Here is an 11,568-nt window from a genome sequence, read left to right as displayed (position 1 = left end):
TGCATCCGTGCCCGCGCGACCTCGAGCAGGGCGACCAGCTCAGCCGGCGTGCGTGCCGATCCCACGTGCTCAATCACGTTGTCGCGGTCCCCGACACGCTCAGCGATCTGCACCGCCGTGGCCCCCGAAGCGGTCGGGACCTTCCGCACAAACACCACGAGCACCGACCCTACCGGCCCGATTAGTGTGTCAACCTCGAAGCCTTCAAGCCGCTGACCAGCACAAACATCCGGCCCGACCCGGAATCACGCCAACGTGGCACGAGTCAGGACGCCGCCCGGGCGTGAGAAGCGGCTTTGTGTCGTCGGGGGTCCGCTCGGCGCCCCGGGTTGTCCGGGCGGGCGTCCCGCGGACGTCCAGACCCGACGAGAACACGACGAAACCCCCGAACCTGACGTTCGGGGGTTTCCGATGTCCGGGGACATCACGGGCGGAGGCGGAGGGATTTGAACCCTCGATGGGCGATTAACCCAAACCGCATTAGCAGTGCGGCGCCATAGACCGGACTAGGCGACGCCTCCTGAGCCCACACAGGGTAGCCCGCGCCCCACCCTTCGAGCAAAGCGGGCGGTTCGGCCTGGACAGGGTCAGGCGGCGGGGAGTTCCACGACGAAGGAGGTCTCGCCCGGGCGGGAATGCAGCCCGACCCGCCCGCGATGGGCCGACGTCACGGCGGCGACGATCGACAGGCCCAGACCGGTGCTGCCGGCCGCTCGGTTCCGGGCCTCGTCGCCCCGGGTGAAGCGCTGGAAAACGTTGGGCTGCAAGGCTTCCGGTATGCCGGGGCCATTGTCGGTGACGGACAGCGTGATCACGTCTGTGCGGGTGGGGTCGTCGGCGCTGCCGCGCCGGAGGGAGGTGACGACCCGGGTGCCCGCGGGGGTGTGTGCTCGGGCGTTGCCGAGCAGGTTGACCAAGACCTGGTGCAGGCGCGCCCGGTCGCCGGGCACCTCGATGGGTTCGTCGGGTAGGTCGAGGGCCCACACGTGCTCCGGGGAAGCCGCGCGCGCATCACTGACGGCGTCGATCGCGAGCAGCGTCAGGTCCACCGGATCGTGATCGAGCGGCCGCCCGGCGTCCAAGCGGGCCAGGAGGAGCAGGTCCTCGACGAGCCCCTGCATACGCAGCGACTCCGACTCGATGCGCCCGAGCGCGTGGGTGACCGACTGCGGCACCGGCTCCCGCTCGCGGCGGGACAACTCGGCATACCCGCGGATGCTCGCCAGCGGCGTACGCAACTCGTGCGAGGCATCCGCGACGAACTGACGCACTCGCGTCTCGGACTCCTGCCGGGCCCGGAGGGCACCGTCGACATTGTCGAGCATGCTGTTGAGGGCCAGGCCCACCTGTCCCACCTCGGTGTTGGGGTCGGTGTCCGCCGCGGGTACCCGCTCGGCGAGCGCGACCTCGCCGGATTCGAGGGAGAGTTGGGAGACGGCGCGGGCGGTGCCGGCCACTCGGTCGAGCGGCGCGAGATTGCGGCGCACCAGGTAAGTGCCGCCGAGGCCGACCAGGGCCAGGCCGAGGATCGTGCCCGCGGCGACCAGGCCGAGCAGTTGGTTGACGGTCTTGGTGACGGGCAGCGTGGGCACCCCCTTGATCAGGGTCGTCGATCCGGACGTGACGGCCATGACCCGGTAGGTACCTGTCTCGGCGCCGAGGTCGACCGTTTGCGGCTCCTCGCCGATGTCGGCGTTCTTCAGGGTGGTGATCTGGGCCGCGGTCAGGGTCACCGTGTTGCCGTTGACGTCGACGGCGGTGCTCAGTGGATCGTCGTCCCGGGGGTCATGGATGACCTGGCCCGAGGAGTCCAGGGCGAGGGTGAGGACACCGGCGCCGCCTCCGGGCAGCGGCCCGCCCGGGCCGCCGCGCGGGGAGCCGCCCTTGTGGTCGTCGAACTCCGTCCGGGCCACGGTCTGCTTCAGGTCCTCGTCCACCTGCCGTGAGAGATAGTCCTGCGTCGCGATCACGATGAGCGTTCCGGTGCCGATACTGACGGCCAGGAAGAGCGCCACCATCGAGGCGACGAGCTTGGAGCGCAACGTCCAGCTGCGCGGGGAGGTCAGTGACGGCATACGGCTCACTCGGCGGGCTTGAGCACGTAACCCACACCACGCATCGTGTGGATCATCGGCGCCCGGCCGGCGTCGATCTTCTTGCGCAGGTAGGAGATGTAGAGCTCGACGACATTGGCTTGGCCGCCGAAGTCGTAGTTCCAGACCCGGTCGAGGATCTGCGCCTTCGACAGCACTCGCTTGGGGTTGCGCATCAGATAGCGCAACAGCTCGAATTCCGTTGCGGTCAAAGTGATCTGGGTGCCCGCACGGGCCACCTCGTGGCTGTCCTCGTCCATCGTCAGGTCCCCGACGACGAGGATCGAGGACGACTCGTCGGCGACCACGGCGGTGCGCCGCATCAGGGCGCGCAGGCGGGCGACGACCTCCTCTAGGGAGAACGGCTTGGTCACGTAGTCGTCGCCACCCGCCGTCAGCCCCGCGACCCGGTCTTCGACGGCATCGCGCGCGGTGAGGAAGAGGACAGGCACGGCGGAGTTGTCCGCGCGCATCCGGCGCAGGACCTCCAGGCCGTCGAAGTCGGGGAGCATCATGTCGAGCACGACGGCATCGGGCTGGAAGTCGCGCGCGGCCTTGACCGCCTCGATCCCGGTGCCGGCGGTGCGGACCTCCCACCCCTCATACCGCAATGCCATCGAGAGCAGCTCGGTCAGATTGCTCTCGTCGTCGACGACGAGGACGCGCACGGGCGTGCCGTCCAGGCGCTGCAGCTTCGGTGAGGCGGATGGCGCGGTGTTCATGCGTCTCATCAAAGCGGGCTTCCTTGTGCGATTGGCCTGCCGATCCTGTAAGAAGTCTATGAGGCATCTGTGGCCGGCCGCCCCCCAGCGACGACGAGGACGGCCCCGTCGAGTTCTCGACAGGGCCGTCCATTTCGAGCCGTATGCCGGCGGGCCGGCCTCAGGCGCTCAGGGTCGCCTTCAAGGTGGCGAGTTCGTCCTTGAGCTGCGAGGGCAGGGTGTCGCCGATCTTGGCGAACCACATCGATCAGGCGACCTCGGTCTGCCATTCCGCCGGGTCGACCTCGAGGGCCTTGGCGACCTGCTCGACGCTCATGTCGAGACCCGTGCGTGGTGCCCGAAGGGATTCGAACCCCTAACCCTTCTGATCCGTAGGCCCATTCCGGCCCTGAAACGCCCCGACGCGCATCGACCGGACGCGACCCGAGATCTGACGTTTCCGCTGGTCAGAGCGGGTAAGACACGTCCCCTTGCGTCGAGGGCGCATCGTTACGGAATCGAGACTGCGAATGAGTTGTGGGGCCCATTTTGGGGTCCAGGCGAGGGCTCCTCACCGTGGTTGCGGCTGGAGGTCCCACTCCTCGTCCGCCGTCCGGAGGACGGCGCCGGCGACGAGCGCGTAGCCGACGGTGGTGGCGCCCCAGCCGAGGACGACGTCGAGCAGACGGTTCGGGACGACGACGGCAGAGACGACGTGTACGGGCTGGGCCACGGCGATGACGAGCCCGACCCACCCGGGGACGACCTTGGCCCTGACGACGGCGATGGCGACGAGCACCATGCCGACGAGGTGGCCGATGACGAAGGACAGCGCGCCCACGAGCATCGGGGGGTGATCCATGAGTACGGCTGCGGTCCCGGCCACCGAAGCCTGGTCGTCGCCGCGGCCAAGGAGCGCGGAGGTCAGGACGTCGGGGGCGCTGACGGCGCTGCCGAGGGCATAGGCGCCGAAGAGGACGGCTGTCCCCCAGGACGCGATGACGGGGGCACGGCGTCGGGCGACGAACCCCATTGCGAGCGCGCTGAGAAGGAGGAACGGGGTGGTGACGAGGGAGAGCCAGTTCATCAGCGCCCCGGCTCCCGGGTCGGCAGCGAACCCAGCGACCATCTCGGCGGGGGTGTCGTCGGTCCAGTAGGGCATCACGGCACGGATGGCGGTGACGCCCAGGGGCCCAAGGACGAGGGCGGCTGCGGCGAGCCACCGCCAGGTGCGGCGCAGGTCGCGCGGCGTGGTGTCGGGCGAGGTCTCGGTGTGGGTCGGGGTGTGACGGGTCGTGGTCACGGGAGACTCCTGTCGAGTGGTCTGGTTGGGACCTCCACGGTGGGGTCGGGGGAACCGGCGCGTCGTCGGCGGTAGTACCGGACCTGCCGTCCGTGCCAGTACGGATGACGTCAGCTCGAGGGCCGCTATAGCCTGAGCCATGCCGTGGCCGCGACGCGTCACCCACCTGCTGTGGGCGGTCTCTGTCGTGCTGGTGGTGCTGACCGTCGTTGCGGTGCGCGACCTCGGCGATCCGGACGGCGCCTGGATCGTCGGGGGTGCCGTGCTCGCGTCGGGTGTCCCGTTCGCGGCAGGCTTCCTGGCAGTCCGGCACGACCCCCGCAACTGGGTGGGCCCGTGGCTCACCGCTGCCGGAGCGAACATCCTGCTGCAGACGGCCCACGGCAACTGGGCCGACGCCCTGGCCGCACCGCCGAGCGACCTCGCGGCCAGTGCGGAGCTCCTCAACCTCACCCAGGGCATCTGGATGGGCTGGTTCCTGCCGTTCGCAATCGTGCTGCTGCTCTTCCCCGACGGCCGCCCGAACGACGCGTGGGCTCGGCGGACGGCGATCGCCCTTCCCCTCTCGGTGGTCGCGTTCAACCTCTTCCTCGCGGTGGCGCCTGGGCCGCTGATGCCCCCGCTGGACGACTGGCCGCGCCCGTTCGGGGAGCACTGGGTCGGCTACGGCGCCATCCCCGCGCTGGTGGTGTTCTACGCCTGCCTGGTCCTTGCGGCGTTGGCGACCCGTCGTCGCTACCGGGCCGCGGCCGACGAGCTGGAACGAGCGCGGCTGCGGTGGATGTTCGTCGCCTGCCTGACGGTTCCGGCGACGATCCTGTTGTGCTGGGCGGGTTACCTGCTCACCGGGACACCCATCGTCGCCCTCGGTGGCCTGATCGCGATGAACATCGCGATCCCGGCCGCCACCTTGGTGGCGATGCTGCGCCATGACCTCTACGACGTCGACCGCGCGGTGGTGGCGGCGGCCGTCTACCCCGTGCTGGCGTTCCTCGTCGTGGCCGGCCACGCCACCGTGTCGTCCGCGGTCGCCCTGGCCGTGGGAGCGGACTCCACCGCACCGGCGGTGCTGGCGACTGTCGTCGTCGTCGTTCTGCTCCTGCCCGCGCGAGCCCTGCTGCTGCGCTTCCTGGGGAGGCGGCTGCACCCGCGGCGCGCCCGGGGCATCGCGGCCGTCCAGGCGCTGGTCACCGACGTCCATGACGGCTCCAGGGAACCGGAAGAGCTCGAGTCCGTGTTGCGCGAGGCCATGCGCGACCCGGCGCTGCGCGTAGGCTACCGGTGGCCGGGTTCGGCCGACTTCGTGGACGTGGCGGGGGACGCCGTTTCTGGAACGGGTGTCCCGATCCGCCTCAAGGGCAACGAGATCGGCCTGATCGTGGCAGGTCCGGGCCGGGCACCTGTTCCCGAGGAGGTGGCGCGCGAAGCTGCTCTTGTCGCCGAGTCGACCCGGCTGCGCGGCGAGCTGGGACACGCCCTGGGCGAGGTCGAGGCGAGCCGACAACGGCTGCTGCGTGCCGGGTACGAGGAGCGGCGACGCCTCGAGATGGACCTGCACGACGGCGCCCAGCAGCGTCTGGTGTCCCTCGGCATGAGGTTGCGCGTCGCCCAGCGTCGCGTCGCCGCAGGCGGGTCGGTCGAGCTCGACGGCCTCGTCGACTCCGCCGTCGATGAGATCGCCACCGCCGTGGCCGAGCTGCGCCAGATCGCCCACGGCCTGCGGCCCAGCAGCCTCGACGACGGGCTGGCCCCCGCGCTCGAGAACCTCACACGGAGCAGCGCCCTCCCCCTGCGCCTGACCTTCGATGCCGACGAGCTTCCCGAGCACGTCAGCATCACCGCCTACTACGTCGCGAGCGAGGGCGTGGCCAACGCCGTCAAGCATTCGGGCGCGCGGGAGGTCGAGGTCGCCGTGCGACGCGACCGCGGCAACGTCCTCGTGGCTGTCCGCGACGACGGTTCCGGCGGAGCACGCATCACCCCCGGCTCGGGTCTGTCCATGCTCTGCGACCGGGTCCACGCCCTCGGCGGGCGCCTCTCCCTGCACAGCCCACCACTGGGCGGCACCGTCATGACCGCGGAGATCCCGTGCGGGTCGTGATCGGCGAGGACTCCGCCCTCTTCCGCGCCGGCCTACGGGCCCTGCTCACCGAGGTCGGGCACGACGTCGTCGCCGATGCCGGTGACGCACCCTCCGCCCTCACGGCAGTCCTGGACCACCGCCCGGACGTCGCCGTGCTCGACATCCGGATGCCCCCGGACCACGCCGACGACGGCGCCCGGGTCGCGGCCGAGGTCCGAGAGGCTCTGCCCGACACAGCCGTGCTGTTGCTCTCCCAGCACGTCGAGTCCCGGCTGCCGGTCCACCTCGTCGCCGGCGGACGGTTCGGCTACCTCCTCAAGGACCGCGTCCTCGACGTCGACGAGTTCATCGCCGCCCTCGACCGCGTCGCCGCCGGGGGATCAGCACTGGACCCCGAGGTCGTCGCCCGTCTCATGGTCGGCAACAGGTCCGCCCTTCAGGAGCTCACCCCACGCGAGAGAGAGGTGCTCGGGCTCATGGCCGAAGGCCTCAGCAACGCCGGTGTGGCCCATCGCCTCGTCCTCACCGACCGCACGGTGGAGACCCACGTCAGCCGTATCCTCACCAAGCTCGGGCTGGCCGAGTCGGCCAAGACCGACCATCGCCGCGTCCTCGCCGTGCTGCGCTACCTCGAGACCCACCGAAGCGGATGAGGTACGCACCCCATCCGGGCGACGGGTCCGCGACAGGTGCTTGCGTGAGACTGGTCCCGGTCGACGCGGCCAACCGGGGGGCCGTGGCCGCCCTGACCGTCGCCCCGGAGCAGTCCCGGTTCGTCGCCAGCCCGACCCACTACCTGGCCCTGTGCGCCGACGAGGCCCTCTGGCGCCCGCTCGCAGTCTGCGAGGAAGACACCGTGGTGGGTTTCCTCATGTGGGCCATCGACGAGGAGGATGCGAGCTGCTGGCTCGGCGGCATCATCATCGACGCCACGCACCAAGGGCGCGGGCTCGGGAGGTCCGCCGTCACCGCCGCGCTCGACCTCTTGGCCGACCGAGCGACCGGCGGTGGGTTCGCCCTCTCGTACGGGCCCGACAACCATCGGGCCGCGGCCCTCTACCGCGGCGTGGGGTTTGTCGAGACGGGCGAGCAGGTCGACGGCGAGCTCGTCGCGCGCCTGCGTCGGTGAGCCTGGCCGGTCGCCAACGACCAAGCCCGCAGCACGCCGACGTGGACAACCACAGGCAGTGCGCGAGCGGGGCACCCCTCAGTGCTCACTCTCCGGCCATTCCGGACTCGCGTGCCTTGACGATCGCCGAAGCCCGATCGGACACGTGGAGCTTCGTGAAGACATTGGACACGTGGTTGCGCACCGTCTTCAGGTTGATCCCCAGCTCGTGGGCGATCGCCGCGTTCCCCTTCCCGTTGGCGATGAGCGAGAGCACCTCACGCTCGCGCTGGGTCAGGGACGGGAACGTCGCCCGCGGGTGGTCGCCGCCCTGAGCGAAGTGGAGGATGACGCGGTCGGCGATCGCGGGGCCGAAGATCGCCTCACCGGCAGCCGCTGCACGAACCGCTCGCTCGATCTCGTCCTGATCCGCCCCTTTGAGGACGTAGCCGCGGGCGCCGGCCCTCATCGCGGCGAAGACGGACGCATCGTCCTCGAACATCGTCAGCACTACCACCGAGAGCGAGGTGTGCAGACGCTTCAGCCGGCGGGTGCTCTCGATCCCGTCCAGGCCGGGCATCCGCAGGTCCATCAGCACGACGTCCGGCGTGGCCTGTGCAGCCAGCTCGACCGCTTCCTCACCTGATGCCGCCTGGGCGACGACCTCGATGTCGTCGACGTCCGAGAGCATGAGCTCCAGCCCGCGACGGAAGGCAGGGTGGTCGTCGACGATCAGCAGCCGGATCATGCCCTCTCGCCCGCCTCGGCCAGATGACCCGGTGACGGCCGGTGAGGAAGGACCGCGTGGACCGACAGCCCGGTCCCCGGAGCCCCGTTCGTCAGCGTGCACGACCCCCCGAGCTCGGCGGCTCGCTCGCGCATCGACTCCCACCCCATCCCCGAGCGCACCGTCGACGCGGCGCCTCGACCGTTGTCGGTGACCGTGATCGCGAACTCGTCGCCCGTGATGGTGATGTCGACCTCACACCGGGTGGCGCTCGCGTGGCGGGCCACGTTGGTCATCGCCTCCGCTGCGATGCGGAAGGGGGGGGGGGGCCGCAGGGAGGTCGGGCATCGCGCTCGGCCCCCTCACCTCGAACACCACCGCCTCGGACAGGCCCAGTGCGCGCTGGCGGATGGCGGCGAGGAGGCCAACCTCATCGATCGCCGGCGGCCGCAGGTCATCGACCAGTCGCCGGACCTCGTCGATGGCTTCCTTCACCTCCGAGCGGGCCTCCTTGAGAATGGCGTGCCGCTCCTGAGCATCGGTGCGGGTCTCGGCTGCGTTGAGCTTCAGCACCACGGCGGCCAGCGACGGTCCGATCCCGTCGTGGAGGTCTCTGCGCAGACGTCGACGCTCCTCCTCCCTCGCGGCGACGATCCGCGCTCGAGAGTCGCGCAGGGCGCCGTGGTGCCGATCGGCGAAGACGACCACTGCTGCGTACCTCGCGAGGTCTCGCAGCAGAGCGAGGTCCTCGGCGCCGAACCGGCCTCCTGGCGGCGACGCGACCACCAACGAGCCGATCACCTCGCCGCGGTGCTCGAGTGGGAAGCGGTGGGTGCCGTCATCCACCCCCGATCCGGTGTCGATCCGGGCCCAGTCGACGCGCACCGCCTCGGCGATGGTGGCGGAGATCGACGCGGTCAAGGTCTCCTGAGGAGCCGTCTCGGTCGTGTCGGCCAGCATCCGCAACGCGCGGTGCGGGTCGCCGCGGTACCCATGGACACGCCTCTCCACCCGCTGTCGCAACCACGAGTGCGCGGGGTGGATCACGACGGCGACGACAGCGACGGCCAGCAGGCCCCCGACCGTGCTGTCGCCGCCGAGCCGGCGCACTGCTTCCAGAACGGAGGCGTACATCACGAGGACCGCACCGGTCATCACCGTGGCCGTCACGGTTCTGCTCAGCACCACCCGGATGTCGAAGAGCCGGTGGCGCAGGGTCGCCACCGCGACAGTGAGCGGGACGGAGAGCGTCCCCACCCCCAGGGCGGCGATCACCAGCCAGGTCTGGTCACCGAGCAGGAAGTGATTCGCCCAGGCGACGACAAGCGACACCGGCACGGCCCAAGCACCCCACACCAGCCACAGCAACCGAGTCCTCGCGTCCTCATGAGCCATGCGCAGACGGACGACCACCGCCACCCCTGCACCGACCACGAGGCAGACGAGCGCGACCAACCCGACAGTGCCGAGGATCGCCGAGACCGTCGAGGTCAACGCACCCAACGGTGGCGCCTGGCCAGGATGCTGCTCGGAGAAGGTCTCGCCATTGCCCACAGCCCCGACGACGAACGCCATCACCCCCAAGACCTCGGCGCCGAGCCACCACCGCCATCGTGGAGACGGCAGGGCACCGTCGGGAAACAGGTGGGCCATCACGGCCGACCAGACGAACAGCAGAACCCATGCGCCCTGAGCGAGCTGGTCGAGAAGGAGGCCGGCACCCCCGCCCAGGACGTCGAGCGCCTGCAGACCGATCAATGCCACGGACGCGCCATGGCAGACGAGCAGCATTCCGATTGACACCTGGGCACTGCGAAGGGCCACCAAGAGTCCGAGAGTCACCGGCAGAGCCGCCGCGAATGTCACCGCACCACCCATGGACACCAGTGTGGGGTCTGCCCCAAAGCCTCGTCAGCCCTCCCGGGACGAGTTCCCGGCCCGTTCGGGACATCTGCCTCATGCACCTGGACTTCTCGTGGCCACATCATCTGGCAGTCGGCGATGGTCGCGGACGCAGACGAGAGGGAGGCTGCCATGCCGCTCACCAGACTCGAGAAGCTCCTGCCCTGGACGGGTGCGATCGCGGGAGCGTGCTGGATCGGGCACAGCACGTTGCAGTCGGTGACCGAGACGGACAAACCGGGAAGCGCAACCAGCCAGGTCATCAGGGACCACCTCCTGCTCAACTACGCGAGCGTGGGCTGCCTCGTCCTCATGGGGATCGTCCTGCTCTTCTTCGCCACAGCCGTCCGCAACCTCCTGCGCTCCACCGAGCCGGCGGAGGCCACGTGGTCCTCGATTGCCCACGGCGGTTGGGTGGTCACCGCTGCCGGGCTGTCCCAGATGGTGATGTGGAACTGGGGCCTGATCATCGGGGCCGCCGCCGCGTCCGACGACGCCGCACTGAAGTCGCTGAGCTACGTCCACTTCTTCGGCTGGGCAGGGATGGGGATAGGGCTCGCCACGGCTTTCATCGCGACGGGCTTGGGTGGCCTTGCCGGTGCAGTGCTACCGCGGTGGTTCGCCATCGCCACCGTCGGTTGCGGAGTGCTGGGGGCCCTCGGAAACGCCGGCGTCCCCCCAGGAGGGTTGGTCAACTACGTGCTCCTCCCGTTCTGGCTGATCGGCGCCTCCGTCATCATGGCCCGTCGTCAGCGACTCACCACCCGGTCACCTAAGCACCAAGCCTGACCGCACCCAGGCATCGAAGCCCCACGCAGCTAACCACCCCGACGAAGCGGAGCAGGGCCCAGGCGACCGCCAAACCGCCACGTGCAAACGAACCGCCCGAACGCTTCACACCTCATGCACCCTGGCTCCGAGTTTCATTGTGACGCATCTGTTTTGAGGGTTTTCGCACGAGCGTGGCCATGAACGACCTCGGCTGCGCATTGGGAGAGGAGAAACGTTAGGGAGGCGCCAGCGATGACCGGATACTGGATCCAGCCGAAGATGCACCTGAAGGACCTCGAGCTCCGACAGGCGAAGAGAGGCCAAGACCGCCTCATCAAGCTGCGAGACGAGCGCCGAGAAGCCGCACGCCTCGAGCGCATCGCCAACCGCGTGCCGAAGGTCCGCGGCACCGTCACCTGCGCTGGTGCGGCACCAGCATCAAGGTTGCGCGAGTCGGCCGGATGCCGAAGTGGTGCTCTGCCGCGTGCCGGCATCGCGCGTGGGAACAGCGCCGCGCGGCCGAGTCCGGCCTGGTGGCCGTCGAGGTGGTCGACCGTCCAGTCGAGGTGATCCGTGAGGTCACCAATATGGAGACCGTCCCGGTCGTTGTCTCCCCCAACTCTGCGAAGCACTGGTCCGACCTGCTGACCACTCTGGCCGAGCGCCTCGACCAAGGCCGCATCTACGACCGCGACGTCTCCGACCTGCTGCCCGCGATGTCCGCGCTCATCCTTGCCTTCAACCGACGCGTGCGCTGACCCGCCGCCTGAAACTCCCCCTCCCCAAAGGCTTGACACGCAATAGGAGCATCAGACCCGGCGGGCCTGCTCCGCCACTCGACGGGACTGGGATGTCCACTCGACGGGACTGGGATGTCCAC

Annotated in this window: 11 protein-coding genes, 1 tRNA gene and 1 pseudogene; 5 read left to right on the top strand and 8 right to left on the bottom strand. The window is 69.8% G+C overall.

The annotated features are described in order from the left end of the window. The 5 genes and pseudogenes from BN11_RS26380 to BN11_RS20410 form a co-directional block, all read right to left on the bottom strand. Positions 1-158: pseudogene (locus BN11_RS26380) on the bottom strand (IS1634 family transposase); the annotation flags it as partial. 273 nt (positions 159-431) lie between these two features. Continuing rightward, positions 432-521 (bottom strand) — tRNA-Ser (locus BN11_RS20425). Positions 522-587: 66 nt separating this feature from the next. Further along, positions 588-2,075, bottom strand: a complete 1,488-nt coding sequence (locus BN11_RS20420; protein ID WP_048700275.1) for a sensor histidine kinase — start codon at positions 2,073-2,075, stop codon at positions 588-590. Between the two features lie 5 nt (positions 2,076-2,080). After that, positions 2,081-2,815 carry a response regulator transcription factor gene (locus BN11_RS20415; RefSeq protein WP_048700273.1) on the bottom strand — a complete coding sequence of 245 codons (735 nt, stop codon included), beginning with the start codon at positions 2,813-2,815 and terminating at the stop codon, positions 2,081-2,083. Positions 2,816-3,365: 550 nt separating this feature from the next. Beyond that, positions 3,366-4,097 carry a hypothetical protein gene (locus BN11_RS20410; protein ID WP_048700272.1) on the bottom strand — a complete coding sequence of 244 codons (732 nt, stop codon included), beginning with the start codon at positions 4,095-4,097 and terminating at the stop codon, positions 3,366-3,368. Positions 4,098-4,236: 139 nt separating this feature from the next. Here BN11_RS20410 and BN11_RS20405 point away from each other — a divergent pair, with 139 nt between their 5' ends. Genes BN11_RS20405 through BN11_RS20395 form a run of 3 tightly spaced genes read left to right on the top strand, consistent with a single transcriptional unit; the run spans position 4,237 to position 7,309 of the window. Further along, positions 4,237-6,198, top strand: coding sequence for a sensor histidine kinase (locus BN11_RS20405; protein WP_048700271.1), 1,962 nt, complete (start codon positions 4,237-4,239; stop codon positions 6,196-6,198). After that, positions 6,186-6,833, top strand: a complete 648-nt coding sequence (locus BN11_RS20400; protein WP_048700269.1) for a LuxR C-terminal-related transcriptional regulator — start codon at positions 6,186-6,188, stop codon at positions 6,831-6,833. Before BN11_RS20405 ends, BN11_RS20400 begins: the two co-directional genes overlap by 13 nt. A gap of 44 nt (positions 6,834-6,877) precedes the next feature. Further along, a complete protein-coding gene (locus BN11_RS20395; protein ID WP_201329328.1) occupies positions 6,878-7,309 on the top strand; it encodes a GNAT family N-acetyltransferase in 432 nt (143 codons plus the stop codon). 85 nt (positions 7,310-7,394) lie between these two features. Here BN11_RS20395 and BN11_RS20390 read toward each other — a convergent pair whose 3' ends face one another. From BN11_RS20390 to BN11_RS20380, 3 genes are read right to left on the bottom strand one after another with little or no spacing between them, the layout of a single operon-like run. Beyond that, a complete protein-coding gene (locus tag BN11_RS20390; protein WP_083433919.1) occupies positions 7,395-8,036 on the bottom strand; it encodes a response regulator transcription factor in 642 nt (213 codons plus the stop codon). Continuing rightward, on the bottom strand, positions 8,033-8,311 hold the full coding sequence (locus BN11_RS26250; protein WP_157044315.1) for a sensor histidine kinase: 279 nt from the start codon (positions 8,309-8,311) through the stop codon (positions 8,033-8,035). Before BN11_RS26250 ends, BN11_RS20390 begins: the two co-directional genes overlap by 4 nt. After that, positions 8,271-9,779 (bottom strand): histidine kinase, encoded by a 1,509-nt coding sequence (locus BN11_RS20380; RefSeq protein ID WP_162213305.1) that lies wholly within the window; start codon positions 9,777-9,779, stop codon positions 8,271-8,273. The genes BN11_RS26250 and BN11_RS20380 overlap by 41 nt, the downstream gene beginning before the upstream one ends. Before the next feature lie 270 nt (positions 9,780-10,049). On the opposite strand from BN11_RS20380, the gene BN11_RS20375 reads away from it, so the two are divergent. Together BN11_RS20375 and BN11_RS20370 are read left to right on the top strand one after the other, a co-directional pair. Beyond that, positions 10,050-10,706 carry a hypothetical protein gene (locus BN11_RS20375; protein WP_157044314.1) on the top strand — a complete coding sequence of 219 codons (657 nt, stop codon included), beginning with the start codon at positions 10,050-10,052 and terminating at the stop codon, positions 10,704-10,706. A 443-nt stretch (positions 10,707-11,149) separates the two neighbouring features. After that, on the top strand, positions 11,150-11,446 hold the full coding sequence (locus tag BN11_RS20370) for a hypothetical protein (protein ID WP_048700260.1): 297 nt from the start codon (positions 11,150-11,152) through the stop codon (positions 11,444-11,446). The last annotated feature ends 122 nt before the right edge of the window (positions 11,447-11,568 follow it).

Origin of the sequence: Nostocoides australiense Ben110, assembly GCF_001050535.1 — a bacterium.
GTDB lineage: Bacteria > Actinomycetota > Actinomycetes > Actinomycetales > Dermatophilaceae > Nostocoides_A > Nostocoides_A australiense.
The sequence above is the reverse complement of the archived record's forward strand: the minus strand, read 5'-3'. Positions and strand labels throughout refer to the sequence as shown.

Coding starts and splice junctions, on each gene's coding strand:
- BN11_RS20375 (WP_157044314.1), top strand. CDS start 10,050: ATGCCGCTCACCAGACTCGAGAAGCTCCTGCCCTGGACGGGTGCGATC.
- BN11_RS20415 (WP_048700273.1), bottom strand. CDS start 2,815: ATGAACACCGCGCCATCCGCCTCACCGAAGCTGCAGCGCCTGGACGGC.
- BN11_RS26250 (WP_157044315.1), bottom strand. CDS start 8,311: ATGACCAACGTGGCCCGCCACGCGAGCGCCACCCGGTGTGAGGTCGAC.
- BN11_RS20405 (WP_048700271.1), top strand. CDS start 4,237: ATGCCGTGGCCGCGACGCGTCACCCACCTGCTGTGGGCGGTCTCTGTC.
- BN11_RS20390 (WP_083433919.1), bottom strand. CDS start 8,036: ATGATCCGGCTGCTGATCGTCGACGACCACCCTGCCTTCCGTCGCGGG.
- BN11_RS20370 (WP_048700260.1), top strand. CDS start 11,150: ATGCCGAAGTGGTGCTCTGCCGCGTGCCGGCATCGCGCGTGGGAACAG.
- BN11_RS20420 (WP_048700275.1), bottom strand. CDS start 2,075: ATGCCGTCACTGACCTCCCCGCGCAGCTGGACGTTGCGCTCCAAGCTC.